This window comes from Lysinibacillus sphaericus OT4b.31 (assembly GCF_000392615.1).
GTDB lineage: Bacteria > Bacillota > Bacilli > Bacillales_A > Planococcaceae > Lysinibacillus > Lysinibacillus sphaericus_B.
Genome location: NZ_KB933398.1, coordinates 3,420,428 through 3,442,946, shown reverse-complemented (window position 1 = coordinate 3,442,946; position 22,519 = coordinate 3,420,428). Strand labels below are relative to the sequence as shown.

Here is a 22,519-nt window from a genome sequence, read left to right as displayed (position 1 = left end):
CTGTAATATCATCCTCAATCCTATTTTATTTATGAATGTTTAGAGCGCATCATAAGTGAAATATTATTTTTTAACTAAAAACATACTTAACCACTTTGTTTAGTAAAAATAAGAAAATGTGGAGGAGAAAATGATGGTGAGACAGGATAAAATTCGATTTGGTGCAATAATTCATGGTGTGGGCGGAAATATTTCAGGTTGGCGTCATCCAAAGGTAGCGAGCAATCAAAGTGTAAGCTTATCATTTTACACACAACAAGCGCAGAAAGCGGAACAGGGAAAATTTGATGTTGCTTTTATCGCAGATGGTGTATTTATAAATGAAAAGTCGATTCCACATTTTTTAAACCGCTTTGAGCCACTGACAATATTATCGGCATTGGCCGTAGCAACAAAAAATATTGGCTTAGTCGGAACAGTTTCAACGTCTTATAGTGAGCCCTTTACAGTGGCGCGTCAGTTTGCATCGCTCGACCATATTAGTGGTGGTCGCGCAGGCTGGAATGTAGTAACGACACCACTTGAGAGCACAGCTTTAAATTACAATAAGACCATTGAGCAACATCCAAGCCATGCAGAACGCTACCAAATTGCAGAGGAGTATTTAGAAGTAGTAAAAGGGCTTTGGGATTCATGGGATGACAATGCTTTTGTGGCAGATGTTGAAAACGATGTATTTTTTGACAGAGAAAAACTCCATACATTGAACCATAAAGGACAGTATTTCTCTGTACAAGGACCGTTAAATATTGCACGTTCTCGACAAGGTCAGCCTGTAATTTTTCAAGCAGGTTCATCAGATGCAGGTATTCGTTTAGCGGCAAAGGATGCAGATGCAATATTCACGCATGGTGCGTCGATAGAAGAGTCACAGAAATTTTATAAAAAGGTCAAGGCAGAGGTTAAAGCATTTGGGCGTAACCCTGAGGAGGTAAAGATTTTCCCTGGAATATCACCGATAATTGGCGACACAATTGAGGAGGCAGAGGCAAAGTACCAGGAGATCGTTGCGCTTGTTTCTATTGAACGTGCACTGGCTTATCTTGGTCGCTATTTCGATCATCATGATTTTACACAGTATGATGTTGATGCGCCGTTCCCTGAGCTTGGCGATATTGGCGCAAATAGTTTCCGAAGCACGACAGACTATATTAAAAAGTATGCAAGGGAAGAGGGGCTAACACTACGCCAAGTGGCTTTACGAGAAGCAACACCTAAAACTGCCTTCTTTGGTACAGCTCAGCATATTGCAAATTTAGTGCAAGAATGGTTTGAAAAAGAAGCGGCGGATGGCTTTATTATAGGTGTTACAGTTCCAGGAGCACTTGATGATTTTGTTGACAAAGTTGTACCGATTTTACAGGAACGTGGGCTTTATAAAGAGGAATACGAGGCGGATACATTACGTGGTAATTTAGGTTTACCATTTAAAGAAAGCCGTTATATCAAACAGTCTGTCTAAAAACCTAGTAAATTTATTTGAATAAAAGAAATTAAGGAGGCAATGTATGAGTTACTCGTTAGGCATACTAGATCAAAGCCCTATTATTGGGGACGCAACAAACGAACGAACTTTACAAAACACAGTGGCATTAGCACAAAAAGCAGAGCAGTTAGGCTATAGCCGTTTTTGGGTGTCAGAGCATCATAATACGAATACATTAGCTGGGACATCACCGGAAGTTTTAGTATCTTATCTACTGGCAAAGACAAAATCCATTAATATTGGTTCAGGTGGCGTCATGTTACAGCACTATAGCCCATTTAAAGTTGCAGAAAATTTTCATGTGCTCGCATCGTTGGAGCCAGGGCGCGTAGATCTAGGTATTGGAAAAGCACCCGGTGGTTTGCCACTTTCTACAAAGGCTCTGCAATATGGCACGATTAATACAGGGCAAGATTTTGAGGAACGCCTATCATTTTTACAACAATTACTTGATGATGCAGTACCAGCAGAACATGAATTGCATGGTATACAGGCAACGCCTATTCCAAAGGTGAAACCTGGGCTATTTTTACTTGGTGCGAGTCCACAAAGTGCCACACTAGCAGGGAAATTAGGCATTGCCTTTGTCTTTGCGCGTTTTATAAATAGTGATCACGATGTGTTAAAAGAAGCATCAGAGGCATATCGCATGCATTATCCTAAAGGCCATTTTGCTGTCGCCGTAGCTGCTCTTGCTGCACCCACAAAAGAGGAAGCGAAAGATTTAGTAGGCGAGCAAAAAATAACGAAGGTGCATTTAGCCAGTGGTCGAAGCTTAACATTGAATTCTGTGGAGCTAGCTGAAAAATTTGGGCAAGAATCAGGAGAGTCCTTCACTGTCAAACAGTATGATGCAGATATTTTATACGGTACCCCTGAAGAAATAAAAGAACAATTAGATGCCTATCATGCGCAATATCAGATTGATGAATTTATTCTGCATACGCCCGTATTGAAGGCATTAGAGCGTGAACGGTCATTTGAGCTGTTAAGTCCAGTGAATTTACATTTACAACAACAGGAAGCAGTAAGCTAAAGGGGGCTATGAACATGGTAAAAAAGATAAATGTAGTAGTGTGGTCAAAACAAGGTTGTAGTTATTGTGAGGAAGTAAAAACGTACTTACAAGAGAAAGAGATTCCTTATCAAACAGTAGATGTGACACATAATGATGCGTTTCGAGACATTCTTGAGACGAAATACGGTGTACGCTATGTGCCGATAGTAGAAATTGGCTCAAGTAAAAATGGTGTATACAAAGCTGTAACGGAAATAGGGCTAGAGCATTTAAAGGCAGCGCTTGAAGATAGTGTGGCTTTGCATATCTGACACGAAAAGAGGAATTGTATGAAAAAATTATCGCTTTATTTAACAATAGTGCTTACCTTCCTTTTAACAGCTTGTACAAGTGCCGAGGAGATACAAGGAGGTGCGATTAAAAATGAGTCAGCACAAGAGGGAAAAGATGTTCAAAAAATAATTGTGGGTACTGGGACGCAATTTCCAAATATATGTTTCTTAGATAATAAAGGAAACTTAACAGGTTATGATGTCGAGCTTGTTCGTGCTATTGATGAAAAACTACCAGAATATGAAATTGAATTTAAAACAATGGAATTTTCTAATTTACTACTAAGTTTAGAAACAAGAAAAATTGATTTTATCGCACATCAAATGGAAGTCAATAGTGAGCGAGAGAAGAAGTTCTTATTCAACAAGGAGCCTTATAATGTATTTCCATTAAAGGTAACGGTAAATGAGAAAAACGGTGAAATCCAATCCATTGATGATTTAAAAGGAAAAAGTGTCAATGTTTCAGCGACGAGTAACTCGGCTGTCTTTCTTGAAAAATACAATAAAGAGCATGATTTAGGTGTAAATATTGTTTATTCGTCTAGTTCAGCAGATGTCAATAACCAAATTGCAAGTGGTCGTATCGATGCGATCATTACAACGCCATTTGCGGTAAGGTACTATAACGAAAACAATGAAGCCCAACAAAAAGTCGTAGGTGACGCATTATTAAATTCCAAAGTTTATTTCTTACTTAATAAAGACGCGGTGCCATTACAGGAGCGTATTGACGAAGCCATTAGAGAGTTAAAGGCGGATGGAGTTATAAGTAAGTTAAGTAAAAAATGGTTAGGTGACGATTACTCAGTCGATTTCTAAGCAAAACAGGAAAGGGTGAAGGAAGGATGGCGAATGATTTCGACTTCATGCTAATAGCGAACGTACTACCGACATTGCTTCGGTATTTGCCCATAACACTTGAAATATTAATCTTTTCGATTCTTTTTGGGATGCTGTTCGGTCTAGTAATCGCTATACCGAAACTGCTTCACATACCTGTTTTGAAGCAGTTTGCATCGATTTATATATCGTATATTCGAGGGACGCCGATACTGGTGCAGTTGTTTTTAGTGTTTTATGGCATACCAGCACTATTACAAATCCTTCACATCGATGTGACAAGGATGGATGCCATTTATTTTGTCATTATTACGTATACATGCAGCAACGCAGCAGCATTTGCAGAAATTTTTAGAGCAGCTATATTAACGGTTGATCGCGGTCAAATAGAAGCAGCCTATTCAGTTGGCTTAAGCCGTTCGCAAACTTTTATACGTATTGTGCTACCACAGGCGATTCGTGTAGCTTTTCCGAATATGGCCAACACAATGATTAGTTCATTGAAAGATACCTCACTTGCCTTCTCGATTGGGGTTATGGATATGGTGGGACGTGGAGAAACGCTTATTGCCTCCACGACTCGGGCACTAGAAATCTATTTGGCACTCTCCATCGTGTACTATATCATCGTTTTATTACTAGAAAAGATATTAAATAGTAATGAACGCTATCTCAATCGCTATATGCAGAAAGAAGTAGCGACGAACTAGGGGGATTTGACTTTGACAATTGACATTTCTTTTATTTTTGAGGCTTTACAGGAAATTTGTAAAGTGCTGCCGTTAACCTTGTTCATGACGTTTACACCTGTAGTTTTGGGCATTTTAATAGGCATAGTGATAGCCTTTGTACGGATTCAAAATATAAAAATTCTCGCGCCAATATTAAATTTTTATGTGTCCTTTTTCAGAGGCACACCAATTATTATGCATATTATGCTGATTTATTTTGGGCTACCAATTGTAGTGGATGCTGTCGCGCAAGCCTTGAAAATCAATGTCGATGCAAATGCCATTCCTATTTTATTTTTCGTGTTATTTGCACTGACATTAAGCGCTGGAGCGTATGCCTCAGAGATTATACGTTCGGGTATTTTAGCTGTACCAAAGGGGCAACTTGAAGCGGCATATGCTGTAGGTTTAACTTTTTCGCAGGCTATGCGACGTTTTATATTGCCACAAGCTTTTAGTCAGTCGATTCCAAACTTTACGAATGTTTTTATTGGTTTTTTACATGCGACGTCATTAGCATTTTTCGTTTCGATAAAGGAGTTAACGGGAGTAGCCAATATCGTGGCATCCGTTAATTTAAAATTTTTAGAGGCATTTATTGCAGTGGGATTAATTTACTGGGGTGTGTCAGCAGTTATGGAATGGATTGCACACCGTATTGAAAAAAGAGTGACTGCTTATAGTAAGGGCAGCATTTAGAAAAGGAAGCGTTGTATATGGCAGTAGCTGAAATTGTTATTGAACATTTGCGCAAGGAAGATCATACACGGTACTTAGAGGTGCTGGTGGAGAGTTATGCACAGTATGAAAAAGAATATGATAAACCAGAGGATTGGGCACAGTATTTAAGTGATATTCGGACATCGGTTGGTAATCCTGATGCGGAGACCATTTTAGTAGCAAAGCGTAGTAATGAAATTTTAGGTGGACTGCAATTATTTACAAATTCGGAGAAAGCATACGGACTTCCAGAACTAGGCATTGAGTCTACTATTGTACGCTTATTAGGCGTGCATCCAAATGGTAGGGGGCAGGGCATCGCAAAAAAATTATTGCACGAAAGTTTTGCCTTTGCACGTAGTCGACAAGATCAGGTATTGTATTTACATTCTGGTGATATAATGCAAGTTGCCATTGAACTTTATTTATCCATGGGCTTTGTACGTGATGTGTCAAAGGATTTTAATAAAGGTGATAAAATAGTGAAAAGCTTCCGTTATGATTTGTAAGAAACAGAAACCCGCTGAGAGGGTCGTTGTCAGCGGGTTTTCAATGTCTAAATTTGGAGGAGCTTGACCGAACGCATGTGATAGCTGGTCGCTACGATAGGAAATCATGATTTGTTTAAGTGTAATAGCGATTTGAGACAAACTTGAGTATCGTTCGTCACTTATATGGTCCCGTATGCTAAGTAAGGGAAGAAGCCTTCAAAGAACCGTTCTGTTGCTGGCATGAAGTAAGAGCCAAAATGGAAGTCTGGATCAAGCGTTGAAATAATCCACGTTCCGCAGGTTGAATGAGTATCTACGTACATGACAGCAGCACCATCTTCTGTTGAAATTAAAATATCCGAGTGCTCAGGCGGCCAAAAAACACCGTGTTGATGCCAAGTACAGTCAGCTAATGTTAAATAGTCATTAAATAATGGATGTGCTGGGTTTTGTAGGACTAAGCCACTTGAAGCATCTTTTTCTAGCCACCACCAGAAATTTGTCGGACGTTCCTCCCACCTCTGTGACGGTAGCCAATTCCATGGCTGTGGTCCGAAAGCGACAATAATGCCTCCGTTCTCGGCAAATGCATGAATTTTTGTCACACTAGCAAGTAAGAGTTTGTAGTTTAGTTGTGATGGCACGATGAGTACGTCTAGGTCTTCGATGTCTGTTGCAAAAAAATCCGGATGATAAATTAGTTTTGTAATATATTGATTGAATTTTGGTTCGTAGAATGTCCGATAATGGGATTCATTGCCACTGTAAATAACACCGATTTTTCTCATCATTCTCCTTCCTCCTTTAAAGCTTGTACTTCCGATTCGAGCCATGCTAAAAACTGCGGGCGAATGCGGTCGGTCGTTTTGTTTTCGTCAGCATAACCGAGTAAATCACGTCCTGCATGAACTAAAATTGTGCCGTTAGTTGAAGAACGGTCCACATATGTAACAGGCTTATTATTCGCAAATGTTAGTAAAATTTCTGCGTTTGCTGGTGCATGGTGATAACCGCGTGCGAAGAAGCCCGCAACTCCTTTTTTAAACGTCATATCTGCCGTTGTTACACCTTCGAAAATAGTGGATTGTGCAGTTGGAAATACTTCATAATCTTTAAAATTACGGATAAGTTGTGGCATGAATGGTCCACAACCTGGTAACCACTCACGGAATAAATGACCACAGTACACAACGATTTTTTTCTGTGCTAAAAAGCTAGTTATTTTTTCCCGTTGCGTAAATAAAAATTCCTGATCAATAAAGTTTGGAATAATAAGCACATCTATCTCGTTTAAATCCTTCTGTGCAAAATCGTATTGTTCTACGATTCTTGCTTCGCTCCCTGTATCTTTCTGCATACGACCATTAACACCAAAAGCGTTTCCTGGGTCTAGCTTTAGCATTGTAAATGGCATGCTCATCCTATTTCCTCCTTGTAAAAATAATAGGTATTCGTTCAGTGATAAATAATATTAAAAAAATATTGTGGATGCACTATAAATATTATTTATGTCAAAAATATGCCTTGAATTTATTGGGAATATAGAGATTACATTGACAATGATAATCATTATCAATATACTGTGATATATATTTTACTGTAAATGATAATCATTTTCAATAACTTTACATAAAGAAAGTAGGGGATGTTTTGAAACCAATTGCTTATGTTGGCATTGATATTCAATTTGCAAGGCTGTCAGCTGAGGATCGACGACGCGGATTGACATTTTTATATTTATACGATTTACCGTATGCGGATTTACGTGCATATGCTGGGTTAATTATTACCAATTTAGTAGAGGAACAATTTTTGCTAGAACAAAAAATATTGCTCGATCAGTATTTAAAACAGGGTGGGGTAATTTTCTCGTTAACGGAGACATCATTACCTTGGTTAACAGGTGTGCCTAATTGGAAACGTTCCCCGATTCCGTTGAAGGATCGCGAAATTATCATTACAGAACCTATGCATCCAATATTCGCAGACATTGATGCGTATGACATTAACTATCGGAAAGGTGTACGCGGTTTCTTTTCACGTGGATATTTTGAAAACATCCCATTGCATGGCGAGGTACTTATAACCGATCAAAGCGGAGCAGTGATTATCTATGTCGACCATGATTCAACAAATGGCACAATTTTGGCAGGTGCAGGGACGGATATTTATCGGGTCTTTATTGATGAGGATAATACATCGAGCAAATTAAGTGTGCAAATGCTTGCATTCATACGACAGGAATATAAGCGTAATAAAGCGAAAGGGGAGGAATGACAATGATCGGTATAGTAACGAATGGACTACCATTTCAAAATCGCTTTTTTGCGGAGGAAGAATTTAAGTATTTGTATGATGATATTTTGCATATTCGTGAACTACATCGTTATGATTTAGCAAATTACGACACGCTGATTTTATCGTGCCGTTTAGATATTCCACATTTAAAGCGCTATCAGTCACAATTTTTATCGTTTATTGAATCGGGCAAGAGGCTAATTATTTTTGGCGAGGTGTTAGACAATTGGTTCCCTACAATAGATTGGGTGGATTCGGAAGTGAATTTTAGTTGGTGGGTTCAAGATGGTGGTGACCTACCAATGGAAGAACAAAACAAGACACACCCTTTGTTTAAATACGTAGCACTTCGTGATATGAAATGGCATTATCACGGTTCATTTCTAGCACCAGATGGAGCCCAGTCATTACTCGATATTCCTGATGGACGTTCCCTGTTTTATGTAGACAACGTAAGTTTTAACGGTGAATTAGTCGTAACGACACTTGACCCGATGTTTCATATCGGACTTGGATTTATCGATCAATCAAGACCGTTTTTACACGGTATAGCAAAATGGCTAAGAGAGGAAGAAGGACAATGAAGAAATATGGGTTTTTAGCAACATTAGCTTTAACCGCAATGTTGGCTGCTTGCGGCGATAAAGAAGAAATAGTGACGAAACAACCAGCAGAATCATCAACATCTGAAGTACAAACAACAGCTGAAGAGAAAATTGTGACAGACCAACTTGGAAGAGAAGTAACTGTGCCGGGCACAATCGAACGTGTGGTTACTGGCGGAATTTTGCCTTACTTTTCTACTTGGTATGTAGCGACAAATTCTACAAAAGAGATTGTAGGCATGCATCCCAACTCCTACAATGCAGCGCAAAACTCAATTTTAGCGAAAATTTCACCAGATGTTTTAAAGGCTGAAACATCTTTCATCCAAAATGGTGAAGTGAATGTTGAAGAATTAATGAAAGTAAATCCGCAATTATACGTAGAAATTGCCACAGATGAGAATTCTATTAACAAAATAACAGAAGCAGGTATTCCCGTTGTCGCTGTAAAAGCGATTGATGCTGCGGCCGCTGAACCATTGGCAACATTCAATAGCTGGCTTACATTAACAAGTCAAATGGCAGGAACAACCGAGCGTGCTGACCGTTTCTTAGAAGAAGGCAAAAAAGTACAGGAAAAGCTCGATGCAAAATTAAAAGACGTCGTAACACAGGACAAGCCACGTGCGCTCATTTTGTTTATGCATAATGATAAATCAATCACAGTTGGCGGGAAAAACTTCTTTGGCAATCAATGGTTGAATGCAACAGGAGCGGTGGACGTCGCTGAAAATGATATACAAGGAAAAAAAGAAGTAAATATGGAGCAAATTTACGCATGGAACCCAGATATTATTTACATAACAAACTTTACAGAGACTCAGCCTGTAGATTTACTTGAAAATAAGGTGAATGGCCAGGACTGGAGTGAAGTTAAAGCTGTACAAGACGGTAAAGTGTATAAGATTCCACTGGGCATATATCGCTGGTTCCCACCAAGTGGTGATGCACCGTTAATGTTAAAATGGATGGCACAAAAAAACCACCCAACACTATTTGACTATAAGATTGAAGATGAAATAAAAACGTACTATAAAGATTTTTATGAATTTGACGTAACAGACGAAGAAATTCATTCGGTATTAAATCCTTCTTCTGACGCGGCGAAATATTAAGGACTGATGGTTAGATGAAGAAATGGAAAGTTGCATTGTTATGGTTGCTGCCCATTGTGGTAGCAATCGTTTCTCTTGGCGTTGGCCGTTTCGAGGTAGGGCTTGAGCATATTTTAAAAATCCTTACTTCGCAAGTGTTCCCGATAGAACAAACTTGGACACAAATGGAAGAAACGGTCGTTATGAATATTCGGTTACCTCGTATTTTACTTGCCCTTCTGATTGGCGGAGGATTAGCAATTGCGGGTGCAGGTTTTCAAGGCATGTTTGGTAATCCCCTTGTATCACCTGATATTTTAGGTGTTTCGGCGGGGGCTGGTTTTGGGGCATCACTAGGGATTTTATTATTTGGGCAAAATTTCACAGCGCAAGTAATGGCCTTGATTTTTGGGCTAGGGGCAATTGGCTTTACATTTCTAGTAGCTGGTGCAAAGAAAAATGCACCTATTTTTATGTTCGTATTAGCTGGTGTTGTAACATCCGCGCTCTTTAATGCGTTGATTTCCCTAACAAAATTTATGGCGGATCCGGAAGAAAAGTTACCAGCGATTACATATTGGCTTATGGGAAGTCTGGGAACAGCGACGTATCAAGATTTATATATTGGTGGTCCACTTATTTTAATTGGTATTCTACTATTATATTTACTTCGCTGGCGTTTGAATATTTTAACATTGCCAGAGGATGAGGCAAAATCAATGGGGATTCCAGTGGCACGTTTAAAATGGGTAGTAATTTTTGGTGCGACACTTATTACTGCAGCATCTGTCGCTGTCGCAGGTATTGTTGGTTGGGTCGGTTTAATTATCCCGCATGTCGCACGTATGCTTGTTGGCAATAACAATCAATATGTTTTGCCTGTGTCTGTTGCGATTGGAAGTGTCTATTTATTGATTATTGATGATTTAGCCCGCTCATTAACAGCAACAGAAATTCCGTTGTCTATACTGACAGCGATTATCGGGGCACCGTTCTTCGCATACTTATTACGCCGTTCAGGAGGTGGCTGGGGATGAAAATAGAAGTAGTGGATGGTAATTATTATTATGAAAAACGCCGCAAAAAATTTCCTCAATTATACGCAAGGGATATAAATTTCACCCTAGCGCCTGGTGAGATAATGGCTATTCTTGGACCAAATGGTGCAGGAAAAACAACGATGTTGAAATGTATTACAGGGCTTCTTGATTGGAAAAAAGGAAAGACATTGATTGATGGGAAACCTCTTGCTTCACTGGAACGAAAAGAACTATGGAAGCGTATTGGCTATGTGCCACAAGCACATAAAATGGTATTCGGCTTTTCGGTGGAGGAGCTTGTTGTCATGGGGCGTGCACCTTACATTAGTACACTGGCCCAGCCATCAGCGAAGGATATGGCAGCAGCACATGTAGCACTTGATACGATTGGTATTTTGCATCTTGCGAAGAAATCATGCAATGAAGTTAGTGGGGGTGAACTCCAGTTGGCTTTGATTGCACGTACACTTGTGTCTGATCCGGAGGTATTAATTTTAGATGAGCCAGAATCACATTTGGATATACAAAAGCAAATTGTGATTTTGCAAACCATTAAGCAATTGTCACAGGAACGCGGTATTTCGTGCATCATTAATACGCATTATCCGAATCATGCATTTTACCTTGCTGACAAGGTAATGATGACAGCGAAAGAAAAGGGCATTGTTTATGGTAATGTACAAGAAGTGATGACGGAATCCCAGATGAAGGAGTTTTTCGGCATTGAGCTGAAGAAAATTATTTATGAGGAAGAGGATTATCTCGTTGAAACAATGGTACCTCGCGCACTAGGCACAGAACGTGATTTTAGTAATTGCCGTTTTAATGATTTTCAATAAAAAGGTGGGGCTGTCTAAAAAGTCCTTCAAACAATAATGTGCGCCTTCCTATAGGGTAAAAAATAGCATGATTGGACACCTCTAAGTATGTTGTTTTTACTTTTGGGTCAGCCCCATCAGACTGTAGACAAACTAAAAAAAGGAGTTTGTTTACTGTATTTTTTCTTTTCAAATAGAAGTAACTATATGAAACCGTTGATTTGCGCTACGGCGGGCGCTTTTCGCGGGCATGGCTTCAGTCTCCTCGTCGCGAGGGCTCCTGTGGGGCCTTTTCGCTCATGCTATTCCCGCAGAAGTTGCCTGCGCTCCAATCAAATAGTGTACTTCTATCGCATCTTAAAAGAAATTGCGGATCAAGGATTATGGAGCACTGACCATGTCTTTATTGATTTGACACATGTCAAAGTGAGTGCGAACAAGCGTAAATTTGAAAAGAAAATCGTGCACAAGGAAACGCGTGCATTATGAGGCAAAACGTCAAGAAGGGCTGAATCAAGTCGCGTACTACTGTCGTTAATAAGGGCTATTTGTAACAACTATTTTTGATAAATGTCAAAAGGTATTCGGCATGTGAACATTCCGAATACCTTTTGTGGACAATCTTTTAAAAAAAGTATGATTCTAGACCAAGCATAACTTCACATTGAGAAAATTTTACCTGGATTCATGATGTTGTTTGGGTCAAGAGCTGCCTTGATGCTCTTCATGACCAGTAAAGAAGCGCCGTGCTCCGTTGCCTGGTATTTCATTTTTCCGATACCTACACCGTGTTCACCGGTGCATGTGCCGCCACGAAGCAATGCATATTGCACGAGATGTTCGTTAAAACGATCGGCCTTCGCCTGTTCCTCAACATCACTTGGGTCTAACATCAACAGGGCATGGAAATTACCGTCACCCACATGACCTACAATTCCTCCTGCCAGTCCAACTTCATCTAGTTGTTCACGAGCATATAAAATTGTTTCAGCTAACTTTGAAATTGGCACACATACATCTGTCGACATGAGCTTCTTCCCTGGAAAGGCATGAATATAGGCATAGGCCAGCGAATGACGTGCCTCCCAAAGTTTGTTGCGTGCGGCATTGTCATGCTCAAATTCAACAGTCAAACAATGAAAATCTTCAAAAATTTCTGTTGCAAATTCGATATCAGCCTGCATACCCGCTTCATTTCCGTGGAATTCTAAAAATAATGTTGGTTTTTCATTATAAAATGTTTCATTATAAATATTTGCTTGTGTTATAGAAGCCTCATCAACAAGTTCGACGCGTCCAACTGAAATGCCTGCTTGTAATAATGTGGCAACTGCACTGACAGCATCGCCGACTGTCGCAAATACTGCACGACCAGCAGTCACAAACTCCGGTATACCGTAGACTTTCAAAGTTAGTTCGGTAAAGCAACCTAATGTACCTTCAGAACCGACAAATAAGCCATTCAAGTGATAACCAGAAGAAGATTTTGCTGCCAAACTACCTGTATGAATAACTGTGCCATCTGCGAGTACAACTTCTAAATCACGTACTTGATCGCGCATCACGCCGTAACGTACAGCGGTCGTTCCACTTGCATTTGTTGCTGCCATGCCGCCAAGTGTAGCGTCAGCACCAGGGTCTACAGTGAACTGAAGCCCATGTATTTTTAATTCCTTATTCAACTGTGCACGTGTCACACCAGGTTGTACTTTAACGAGTAAATCCTCTGGTCGAATATCCAAAATGGCATTCATTTCAGAGAAGTCGATGGAGATTCCTCTTGCAATTGGAATCGCATTGCCCTCTAAGCTTGAGCCCACGCCAAATGGTACGACTGGTATACGCTCGGCATGTGCAACTTTCAAGATGGCACTGACATCCGCTGTAGAACGCGGAAAAACAACGATGTCTGGCATGCTCATTGCGTGATGGGATTCATCTTTCCCATGTAGCTCCCGCACCGTTTCGTTCGTTGATACTTGCTCATCCAATAACACTTTTCTTAGTTGATTTACTATTAACTCTACAGCAACAGACATTCCAATCCCTCCAAACTTTCAGATAAATCTAATTTATCACGCGTTTATTGGAAATGGAATGAACTGATTATAAAAAATTAGTGTGCAAAGACTTTTTCTAGCTTTTGTACGAATTCATCCTGCTCAGCAGTACTAGATTGTTGCCACCACTTCTCAAAAAATACACCGAGACCTGGTAGTAAGTGTTCCTCGCCGCGTTCAATAGCATCTACAACAATATCCTTAATTTCTGTTGCTGATTGTCCATGTACATTGGCTGTAATCGCATCTCTTATTTGAAAATTCATCTAATTCTTCGCCTCCTTATTAGTAATTTGTCCATCGATTCAAGAAATATGTATAAAAATCAGAGCAAAACTTAGGATTTGGGAAATTTCCACCCTATATTTCTGTAGTTAGTTAAACAGCTATTTATATATCATATGGGGGATTTCAGCAAAATGGCTGTTCGACGCGTTCATTATGAATGGCTACGATAGTATCACCTAGGAATAACGGATTGTGCACAGTCGGCAGGATAAAAAATGTCTAAACAACATGAAAAGCAACTCCTATCACCAGAGCTACCATTTGAAAAAGTATTAGAATTAGTGCAGCCAATGATTACGTCTATTTTTTTGAAGTGTATATTTACAAAGATTTTGACTATTATCGACATATTGCTGCAATAGCGGTTTGGGAGGCATGGAAAAAAGCTGACCCTGCGAAAGGGCTATTTTCTTCTTATATTTATACGACAGTGAGAGGAGAAATCATGAAGGAGTTAACAAAAGAAAAACGTATTGAAAAGCAATTTGCGCCGATGGATGATGAGACGTTAAATGCATACCGAATACGTGAGGAGCAAGTTGATCACGAGGTAGAGTCGGCTTTGTTAGAAACGATAATGCTCCAATTAAAAATGGAGGAAAGAAAATTGTTAGTTCTTTTTTACTTGGAGGATTATAGCTATGAAGAGGTAGCAAGTGAACTACAGTTGTCCGTTGTAGCAGTCAAAAAAAGACGTGTAAGACTGATGATAAAACTTCGTCAACTTTTAGCTTCTAAAGAAGAACGATGAGATATAGGTATGCTAATATCTAAATAAATTGAATATTAGCATACTTATAATAATTGCATACAAATTCCAAAAAAAATGCTATGATTTGTAAGAAGTCAAAGAAATATACAATTTTAAAAGCTTTATTTCTTTTTAATAGATGAAATTACCTATTTATTTCGAGTGATACATACTAGTATTAGGGTTCAAAAGGGTATGGAGGGTTAGTGTTGGAGAAAAGGAGTAATCATCAAAAGTTAGACAAGAAAGAGATATGGTATATAGCATTACCATTACTATTGTTAATACCTCTCTTAGGTTACGGGAATCAGCTCAACAGAGTTTATACGGAAGAAAGTTACATATATTTAAATTTAGTTATGCAAATACTGATTGTTGTTTTTACAATGGCAATTGCCATTCATTCTTGGCTAGTATTTTCACACTTATTATCAAATCAAACATTATACATAGGTAGCTTGTTTTTTATCATTGCACTTTTAGAGATAGCAAACATTGTTATATTAGGGGCAAATGCTATGCAAAGCTCTTATATGAACATGTGGTTACATCTGCTCATGCGTTTATGTTTGGCAATAGGTGTATTGTTTATTATTTTAAAAGCTAAAAAACGATTAACGATGGTTTATCGAGTATATACATATGGCGTTTCCTTACTATTTGTTACGTGTGCACTTATTATTTTGTCTAGACCTCCGATGATTTTACAGCCATTTATTGAAGAAGATACCTGGGTGTATATCGCACTTGATAAGGTTCACCTATTAGCAGCGATTTTGCAAGGTATAACGATATATATTCTATGTAAGTATTATAAAAAAGTACCTAAACGAGTCATGTGGCTAATTAGTGCGGCATTTTACTTAATTTTAAGTGATATTTTATTTGTTATTGGGAAATATCCAAATGAAATTTGGAACTTTTCAGCGCTTATTTTCCAATTTTATGCGTTTTATCTGATTTTAAAAGCGATATATTATACATCGGTTGAAAAGCCTTATCAGCAACTTTTGCAGATTAAACAAGACCTTGAACACTCGCAACAGGAACTACGATTTCAAGCCTATCATGATGATATTACACAACTACCAAACGAGCGTCTTTTGCTGAAAATCTTGAAGGAAGATTTGCATACAGATAGAGAGCAAAAAGCAGTAATCGCAATTGAAATTGATCGATTAGCAGCGATTAGTGCATCTATCGGGATTAGTTATTCCAATAAAATGATGAAGCTCGTATCGGAAAGAATCCAAGCGATTTTACCTCCACACTACTTTGCGACAAAACTACGTGAGGGTCAGTTCGTCGTTTATATTGATCATGTTCGGACAAAAGAAGAGCTGTTGCAATTTTGCTTTAACTTAAAAAATGCTATGGATAAGCCATTACAAGTACAGCTATTCTCTCTAAATGGTAATTTAAATATTGGTATTGCGCTACATGAAGATGGTAGCTCAGGAGAGGAATTATTGATGCATGCGCAGTTAGCTATGCGTGAGGCGAGCCAAATCCCACAGCGATTTCTTTTTTACACCCCTAGTATGTCTAACGGCATGGCAGATCGTATCATGCTGGAGCAAGAACTACATAAGGCACTTACAAATCATGAATTTTATCTGGAATATCAGCCACAAGTAAATTTGAAAACAGGTAACATTGAATCTGTGGAGGCACTTGTACGTTGGCGCCATCCAACAAGAGGCTTTGTACCACCTGATATGTTTATTCCGATTGCAGAAGAATCCGGCCTTATTATTCCTCTTGGAAAATGGGTATTAGAAACAGCATGTTGCCAAGCAAAGACGTGGGAAGCACAGGGTCTGCCACAAATGAAGGTGGCAGTCAATTTATCGCTCGGACAGTTATTCCAGCAGGATTTGGTGCAAATGGTTAAGGGGATTTTACAGCAAACAAAGTTAGAGCCTCATTATTTACAACTAGAAATTACAGAAAGTATGACGATGAATATCGATCAAATGACACAGTTGCTTCATGAACTTAAAGCACTTGGTATTCAAATTGCAGTCGATGATTTCGGTACGGGTTATTCGTCGCTTTCATACCTAAAAGATTTCCCCATCGATTGTCTGAAAATCGATCGTGCCTTTGTACGTAATATTCAGCATGATCCTAACGATGAAGCACTTGTTTCCATGATTATTTCAATGGCCAAGCATTTACGCTTAAAAGTAGTTGCTGAGGGAATTGAGGAAGTGGCTCAGCTTGCATTCCTTATTGATGGCGGTTGTGATTATATCCAGGGCTATTTATTTAGTAAGCCAATTGCCGCTGAGCAACTAACAGCAACCTTTAATGAATTACATAGTCATGCAGATGAGATTCTAGGGCAGTTTAAATATGTTGAGGAATATATTATTTGAAAACCGACAATAAGTAGAATTTACAATAATTCCCTTGAAACGATGCGCAAAACGAGCACGCAAAATTTAAAATTGCGTGCTCGTTTATTTTAGGGTTTAGACAAATGATGTTATTAATGTACGAGGTATTCTTCTTTTAATTCTGAAATATCGACTTCGGATCGTTCTTCTAACGAGCGTCGTAAATGCACAGTTGCTGTTTTTTCATCATCGTGAAGCTTGTCAATCCATACAGAAACGTCGTTGTATGTTACTTCATATTCTGATGAAGAGGCGACAATTTCTTGCGCACGTTGATATTCCAATCGAAGCCCTCCTTATTTTTTTTGCTTATTTTTAGTTACTGCATTAATAAGCTCCGTAAACTCTTGCGAAAACTCTTCTTTCACTTTGTCTGGCGCGATTTTTTGGTTTTTTGGCGTTTGAGGTAATGAACCTTTGTTGTTACTTTGCCCTTGCTTATTATCTCTTCCCATGTTGCATTCTCCTTTCCATTTGATATATCTTAATATGGCATTGAAACGGATTTTTTATCATGGGCAAATATTGGACAAGAAAAGTGAAGAGCAATTTGCAAATACATTTTAAGTTGTTGTGCAATAATAAAAAGGATTATTATGTTTTGTATTGTTTTATAATCGAGAAATCGTTATTTAATAATACCCAGTTCTGTGGGAAAGGGAAACCTAGTGCCCAATAGCTGACACCACGAAGATTGTATTGTGTAACCATGTCGAACTTCGCTTGAGCGCTTCTGGCATCTTCAAACCATACTTCATGATTTCTATCTTGTTCATCAACATAACGGAAATAAGGAGATTGAGCAGTCATATCATATTGAATGGTTGCGCCATATTTTGCTGCTCTACTGATTGCTTCTTGAGGGCTAAATGTCTCTGCTTCTTGCCCTTGAACATGTGGCAGAATCCAGTCTCGGGCATAAATTTGAAAACCTAAAAATATTTTTTCAGCAGGAATTACTGAAAGGGCATATTCCACAACTTTCCTCATTTCGTTAATGGGCGAAATAGCTTGTGGAGGACCCAGTCGATAGCCCCATTCATACGTCATCAACACCACAAAATCCGCAATTCTCCCGTGTGCCTCATAATCATGTGCTTCATATAATGTTCCAGTTTGGCTGGCGCTTGTTTTTGGTGCAAGAGCAGTCGAAACTAAATATCCTTTCGGGTGAAGACGGTCAACAGCTAATTGTAGAAATAGATTGTAATTTTCCCGATCTGTTGGTAAGACATTTTCAAAATCAATATTTAACACCTTATAGCCCTTATCTTGCATCACTTGCATCACATTATTTATTACCTTCTCTCTTAATGCCGCATTAGATAAAATTACATGCGCTAAATTGGAACCTGCTTCTGTAGAAGAGAAGTTTGTAATGGTTAGCATAGGGATAATATTTTTTGAAATAGCAGCGTCTATCATGGCTTTATCATTTATGGGCTGTAATGATCCATCTTCCTTTATCATATAAGCAAAGGGACTAAAATAAGTAAGCAGATTGCCTATGGCGTCAATAGAATTAACCGCTTCTTCACTCGGCTGATACGTATAAGCATTTACTTCAATTGTAGGTTTCGCTCTTGGAATAATTAAGCGCATTCCCGCATATATCATATTTGGATTTGTGATGCCATTTTCTAAAACTAAAGTTTCAACGGTCATACCATAGCGATTGGCGATTTGTGATAATGTCTCCCCAGGTTGCACAATATGCGTAATTGGTGGAATAACTAGTTTTGTTCCAGGCGTTAAGTTATCTGGATTTGTTAGATGATTCTCTAGGATAAGCAATTGAACGGGCACACCATATTGTTGTGCAATCGTCCCTAAATTTTCGCCACTTTTAACGATGTGCGTTGTATAAGGCGAAGGAATAACGAGTGATTGACCGACCATCAATTGATTTGGATTGGGTAACGCATTTAATTGGACAATCGTATTGAGTGGGACAGCGTAGCGGTTCGCAATTTGCCAAAGTGTTTCACCGGTGCTCACCACATGTATAATCATCAAGACACCCCCAAAGTAGTTTCATTAGTGCATCATATGTAAAAGGCTATAAAATGAGTATTTATCTGATGCGTAATAAAGGATATACAGTAACGTTTTATACTTTTAAAAATTTCAAAATTCATATTTCTTTCCCAATGCTGTGCATAGGATAGTACATGCACATGGCATCATTTGAGAAAGGAGTTGTACGTTGAAGAAGGTAAAGCTAACAGGAAGAATTGTTACCCCTGGTGATCCGGATTACGAACAGGCTAGGATTAATAACAACTTAAGCATTGCAAAATTCCCAAGTAAAATTGTATTTTGTCAAAATACAAAAGATGTAGTAAATGCATTAAGATGGGTTAGGGAAAACAATGAACCATTTCGAATAAGGAGCGGTCGGCATAGCTATGAAAATTATTCTCTAGTGAATGAAGGCATAGTTATTGATGTAAGTGACATGAATGCAATAACTATCAATGTGAAAGACATGACAGCAAGAATTGAAGCAGGGGCTGATTTAGGGAAAGTATATCGTGAATTATGGGAATATGGCATGACCATCCCAGCAGGAACCGAAAGCAGTGTCGGAGTCGTTGGCTTAACACTCGGTGGGGGAATTGGTATGCTATCACGGCAGTTTGGGCTTACTTGTGATAATTTATTGGAAATTGAAATGGTCGGCGCAAGTGGTCATTTAGGAGCAGAACTTATAAAGGCAAACAACCATTCGAACAGCGATTTATTTTGGGCTTGCTGCGGGGGAGGTGGCGGGAATTTCGGCATTGTCACAGCACTGACATTTAAGCTCCATCCTATTTCAGATGTGTCTATTTTCTCAATCACGTGGGGCTGGGAAGATTTTGAGCTCGCCTTTGATGCATGGCAGAAGTGGGCCCCTTATACAGACGAACGCTTGACCTCACAGATTGAGCTCAAATCAAAGGAAGTGGGTGAAGTTGTTGCCCAAGGCGAGTTTGTTGGTTCAGCACATGAATTAAAAAAACTCCTTCGCCCTTTAAGGAGGACTGGTTCACCGACAAGTGTATGGATAAAGGACGCCCCTTACATCAAAGCTGTGCGATTTTTCGATGTCCCAAGTGGCAATCAACCTGCACTTCGCAAAAGGTCGGGTTCGTTTATTGAAAAACCTTTTCCACACGCGGCTATCAGAAGAATGAAAGAATTTTTAGCTAACGCGCCAAATAGAAATGCTGAAATTTGGCACCAATCGCTCCGAGGTGCAGTAAGCCAGGTTGCGCCAAGTCGTACTGCCTATTTTTATAGAAATGCCCTCATTGCCCAAGAATACCTAACTACATGGGAAGAGCCACAAGAAGAAAAACAAAACATTCAATGGATCGAAGACTTGAGACGAGCATTATCGCCTTACACTGCTGGTGATTACGTGAATTTTCCTGATCGCAATATAAAAGATTGGCCTACCGCATATTATGGACGAAACTTCAGACGACTTAGAGAAATCAAGACGACATATGATCCATTCAATGTGTTTCATTTTCCTCAAAGTATCCCGCCTGTTAGGAAGTGGATTTGAGGGTTTTGAGGGTGCCTGGCACGCACACAATTTGCATACAATTTTAGAAGGAGCAGAAAGCTGAGAGAAATTTTGGCTTTCTGTTTTTCTGTTTGATTTCACATTTCTGAAGTTGAGAGACGACGAATAATACTGATTTCACTTGATAATTATCGTCTTCATCGTCAGAATGGAGATATTACATATATTTGGAAGGGGAGCAAACAGTTATTTTTGCACATGAATTTGGTTGTGATCAAAATATGTGGCGATTTATTACACCTGCATTTGAGGTAAAATACCAAATTATTTTGATTGATTATGTGGGCTCCGGGAATTCAGATTTAAACGTCTACGAATCAACAAAATATCATTCTCTTCAAGGTTATATGCAGGATGTACTAGATATCATTGAGTCAATGAAATTTAAAGATGTAATTTTTATTGGCCATTCATTAAGTTCAATGATTGGGATGCTTGCATCGATCGACCAAATTATTTCCAAAAATTAATTATGATAGGACCTTCACCATCTTATTTAAATGATAAAGAGGGGTATGTCGGTGGATTTGATCACAGTGATATTACAGAATTACTAGATATGGTGGAAATGAATTTTTCAGGATGGGCTAGCCATTCGGCTCCAATTGCTATGAATAACCCGGAGTCTCCAAAATTATCAAAAGAGCTAGAGCAGACTTTTAAAGTAGCGGATCCAGTCATTGCAAGAGAATTTGCAGAAGTCACATTCTTATCGGATCATCGAGGAGACTTATCTAAAGCAATGTGCCTATTCTTATTATGTAAAGTTCGAATGATAGTATTGTTCCGATAGAGGTAGGAGAGTATTTACATAGTCATTTAAAAAATAGTACATTGCGATTTAATGGAGGCAAAAGGCTATTATCCGCATATTAGCCATCCAGAAGAAAAGATTCATTTAATCACCGAATTCCTTTAAGGAACTAGAAAGGATAATCGAAATAAATGGATAAACGATTAAACTATGCGCCATGTGGCTTTATCTCCATCTCAACATGAAGGACTGATAATAGAGGTAAATTAAACCTCTTAGATTTGATGGGCTATGAACTGGCGGATTTGTTGAATAAGCATATCGAATTACTCATGTCTACGCCAAATAGGCTAACTTTTCTACCCTACTATTAGTCTTAATTCATGGGGAAGAACTGTTTATCAGTTTGACATCGAGAGGGCATGACCGTTCCTTTTCTGCTAAATGGTAAAAAGATTTGGGAGGATGAGACAGAAAATATCGATTGTATTGTCGTACCGATGAAAAAGCGCATTGACTATGAATTAGAATTACGTTCAGCTAAAAAAGCAAATGTAAGCTGCTTATGTAGAAAAAGACCAAGCTCTAGTGAAATTGGAGCAAATTCATTTTGAAATTGAGAAAAAACAAAAAGATTTGCTTGAAATAAATGCCTCTTTAGTAGAATTTTCCGTTACTGATAAGCTAACAGGTTTGAAAAATAGAAGGTTCTTCCAAGAGAAAATAGAAGCGCATTTTGCATTGTATGACAAGAATGAAACAATCTTCTCCCTTTTGATTTTAGATATTGATCATTTCAAAAGGATGAACGACACGTTCGGGCACCAAGTAGGTGATGAAGTGCTTGCACAAATAGCACAAATTTTAAAAATGCAGGCGCGTGTTGGGAACATAGTCGCTCGTTATGGCGGAGAAGAATTCGTCCTAATTTTGCCTGACACAGATATTGATGAGTCGATCGCTGTTGCCGAGCAAATACGACTTGCCGTTGAGCAGGCTCAGTGGCAAATTGACGGAATCATTGTAAGTATCGGTGTGGCGACGGTGACTACTGAAGATACCGATGTTACGATTTTGAAAAGGACCGATCAAGCTCTATATGCTTCGAAGGAGAATGGTCGGAATCGGGTGACACATTGTGGGGATTGTATTTAAAAATAATTTTTTATATTAAATACTTTAGTAGAAAAAACCGTTTGAAGTAATACTCA

At 38.8% G+C, this 22,519-nt stretch carries 24 protein-coding genes and 2 pseudogenes; 19 read left to right on the top strand and 7 right to left on the bottom strand.

Going from position 1 to position 22,519, the window contains the following annotated elements; genetic code table 11:
• Positions 1–133: 133 nt before the first annotated feature.
• The 7 genes from H131_RS15850 to H131_RS15820 are packed head-to-tail and all read left to right on the top strand — an operon-like array spanning position 134 to position 5,639.
• On the top strand, positions 134–1,462 hold the full coding sequence (locus tag H131_RS15850) for an LLM class flavin-dependent oxidoreductase (RefSeq protein WP_036130611.1): 1,329 nt from the start codon (positions 134–136) through the stop codon (positions 1,460–1,462).
• A 46-nt stretch (positions 1,463–1,508) separates the two neighbouring features.
• Entirely contained in the window at positions 1,509–2,522 is a 1,014-nt protein-coding gene (locus tag H131_RS15845) for an LLM class flavin-dependent oxidoreductase (RefSeq protein ID WP_010860153.1), read from the top strand.
• Between the two features lie 14 nt (positions 2,523–2,536).
• Positions 2,537–2,815: a glutaredoxin family protein gene (locus H131_RS15840; protein WP_010860152.1), complete on the top strand. Its 279-nt coding sequence runs from the start codon at positions 2,537–2,539 to the stop codon at positions 2,813–2,815.
• Between the two features lie 18 nt (positions 2,816–2,833).
• On the top strand, positions 2,834–3,658 hold the full coding sequence (locus H131_RS15835) for a transporter substrate-binding domain-containing protein (protein ID WP_010860151.1): 825 nt from the start codon (positions 2,834–2,836) through the stop codon (positions 3,656–3,658).
• Between the two features lie 26 nt (positions 3,659–3,684).
• Complete coding sequence (locus H131_RS15830; protein WP_010860150.1) at positions 3,685–4,389, top strand: amino acid ABC transporter permease; 705 nt, start codon at positions 3,685–3,687, stop codon at positions 4,387–4,389.
• 12 nt (positions 4,390–4,401) lie between these two features.
• Positions 4,402–5,109, top strand: coding sequence for an amino acid ABC transporter permease (locus tag H131_RS15825; RefSeq protein WP_036130607.1), 708 nt, complete (start codon positions 4,402–4,404; stop codon positions 5,107–5,109).
• A 17-nt stretch (positions 5,110–5,126) separates the two neighbouring features.
• Complete coding sequence (locus H131_RS15820) at positions 5,127–5,639, top strand: GNAT family N-acetyltransferase (protein WP_010860148.1); 513 nt, start codon at positions 5,127–5,129, stop codon at positions 5,637–5,639.
• 161 nt (positions 5,640–5,800) lie between these two features.
• Here the strand turns inward: H131_RS15820 and H131_RS15815 are convergent, their stop codons facing one another.
• Together H131_RS15815 and H131_RS15810 are read right to left on the bottom strand one after the other, a co-directional pair.
• Entirely contained in the window at positions 5,801–6,409 is a 609-nt protein-coding gene (locus H131_RS15815) for a hypothetical protein (protein WP_036131599.1), read from the bottom strand.
• Complete coding sequence (locus H131_RS15810; protein WP_036130604.1) at positions 6,409–7,041, bottom strand: hypothetical protein; 633 nt, start codon at positions 7,039–7,041, stop codon at positions 6,409–6,411. The genes H131_RS15815 and H131_RS15810 overlap by 1 nt, the downstream gene beginning before the upstream one ends.
• A 230-nt stretch (positions 7,042–7,271) precedes the next feature.
• On the opposite strand from H131_RS15810, the gene H131_RS15805 reads away from it, so the two are divergent.
• The 6 genes and pseudogenes from H131_RS15805 to H131_RS24590 all read left to right on the top strand — a co-directional run.
• Complete coding sequence (locus tag H131_RS15805) at positions 7,272–7,898, top strand: hypothetical protein (RefSeq protein WP_036130601.1); 627 nt, start codon at positions 7,272–7,274, stop codon at positions 7,896–7,898.
• 2 nt (positions 7,899–7,900) lie between these two features.
• Positions 7,901–8,503, top strand: coding sequence for a hypothetical protein (locus tag H131_RS15800; protein ID WP_036130599.1), 603 nt, complete (start codon positions 7,901–7,903; stop codon positions 8,501–8,503).
• Positions 8,500–9,639 carry an ABC transporter substrate-binding protein gene (locus H131_RS15795; RefSeq protein ID WP_036130597.1) on the top strand — a complete coding sequence of 380 codons (1,140 nt, stop codon included), beginning with the start codon at positions 8,500–8,502 and terminating at the stop codon, positions 9,637–9,639. Before H131_RS15800 ends, H131_RS15795 begins: the two co-directional genes overlap by 4 nt.
• Positions 9,640–9,653: 14 nt before the next feature.
• Positions 9,654–10,655 (top strand): FecCD family ABC transporter permease, encoded by a 1,002-nt coding sequence (locus H131_RS15790; protein ID WP_036130593.1) that lies wholly within the window; start codon positions 9,654–9,656, stop codon positions 10,653–10,655.
• On the top strand, positions 10,652–11,497 hold the full coding sequence (locus H131_RS15785) for an ABC transporter ATP-binding protein (RefSeq protein WP_036130589.1): 846 nt from the start codon (positions 10,652–10,654) through the stop codon (positions 11,495–11,497). Before H131_RS15790 ends, H131_RS15785 begins: the two co-directional genes overlap by 4 nt.
• A gap of 324 nt (positions 11,498–11,821) precedes the next feature.
• Positions 11,822–11,990: pseudogene (locus H131_RS24590) on the top strand (IS5/IS1182 family transposase); the annotation flags it as partial.
• Positions 11,991–12,135: 145 nt separating this feature from the next.
• Here H131_RS24590 and H131_RS15780 read toward each other — a convergent pair.
• Both H131_RS15780 and sspI read right to left on the bottom strand, forming a co-directional pair.
• Entirely contained in the window at positions 12,136–13,515 is a 1,380-nt protein-coding gene (locus H131_RS15780; RefSeq protein WP_010860144.1) for an FAD-binding oxidoreductase, read from the bottom strand.
• 77 nt (positions 13,516–13,592) lie between these two features.
• Positions 13,593–13,802, bottom strand: coding sequence for a small acid-soluble spore protein SspI (sspI, locus tag H131_RS15775; protein ID WP_010860143.1), 210 nt, complete (start codon positions 13,800–13,802; stop codon positions 13,593–13,595).
• A gap of 237 nt (positions 13,803–14,039) precedes the next feature.
• Here sspI and H131_RS25505 point away from each other — a divergent pair, with 237 nt between their 5' ends.
• The 3 genes from H131_RS25505 to H131_RS15765 all read left to right on the top strand — a co-directional run bounded on the left by H131_RS25505 (position 14,040) and on the right by H131_RS15765 (position 16,956).
• On the top strand, positions 14,040–14,186 hold the full coding sequence (locus H131_RS25505) for a hypothetical protein (protein ID WP_230491908.1): 147 nt from the start codon (positions 14,040–14,042) through the stop codon (positions 14,184–14,186).
• Entirely contained in the window at positions 14,138–14,575 is a 438-nt protein-coding gene (locus H131_RS15770) for an RNA polymerase sigma factor (protein ID WP_230491863.1), read from the top strand. The genes H131_RS25505 and H131_RS15770 overlap by 49 nt, the downstream gene beginning before the upstream one ends.
• Positions 14,576–14,784: 209 nt before the next feature.
• Entirely contained in the window at positions 14,785–16,956 is a 2,172-nt protein-coding gene (locus H131_RS15765; protein ID WP_230491862.1) for a bifunctional diguanylate cyclase/phosphodiesterase, read from the top strand.
• 113 nt (positions 16,957–17,069) lie between these two features.
• Here the strand turns inward: H131_RS15765 and H131_RS15760 are convergent, their stop codons facing one another.
• The 3 genes from H131_RS15760 to H131_RS15755 all read right to left on the bottom strand — a co-directional run bounded on the left by H131_RS15760 (position 17,070) and on the right by H131_RS15755 (position 18,990).
• Positions 17,070–17,261, bottom strand: a complete 192-nt coding sequence (locus H131_RS15760; RefSeq protein WP_010860141.1) for an H-type small acid-soluble spore protein — start codon at positions 17,259–17,261, stop codon at positions 17,070–17,072.
• Between the two features lie 12 nt (positions 17,262–17,273).
• Positions 17,274–17,432, bottom strand: a complete 159-nt coding sequence (locus H131_RS24585) for a YfhD family protein (RefSeq protein WP_155242467.1) — start codon at positions 17,430–17,432, stop codon at positions 17,274–17,276.
• 139 nt (positions 17,433–17,571) lie between these two features.
• A complete protein-coding gene (locus H131_RS15755; protein ID WP_036130586.1) occupies positions 17,572–18,990 on the bottom strand; it encodes a glycoside hydrolase family 18 protein in 1,419 nt (472 codons plus the stop codon).
• Positions 18,991–19,183: 193 nt separating this feature from the next.
• Between H131_RS15755 and H131_RS15750 the strand changes: the two genes are divergently transcribed.
• The 3 genes and pseudogenes from H131_RS15750 to H131_RS25500 all read left to right on the top strand — a co-directional run bounded on the left by H131_RS15750 (position 19,184) and on the right by H131_RS25500 (position 22,463).
• Positions 19,184–20,533, top strand: a complete 1,350-nt coding sequence (locus tag H131_RS15750) for an FAD-binding oxidoreductase (RefSeq protein WP_010860139.1) — start codon at positions 19,184–19,186, stop codon at positions 20,531–20,533.
• 182 nt (positions 20,534–20,715) lie between these two features.
• Positions 20,716–21,473 (top strand): annotated as a pseudogene (locus H131_RS15745) (alpha/beta fold hydrolase).
• A 423-nt stretch (positions 21,474–21,896) separates the two neighbouring features.
• Positions 21,897–22,463: a GGDEF domain-containing protein gene (locus tag H131_RS25500; protein WP_230491861.1), complete on the top strand. Its 567-nt coding sequence runs from the start codon at positions 21,897–21,899 to the stop codon at positions 22,461–22,463.
• Positions 22,464–22,519 lie beyond the last annotated feature (56 nt).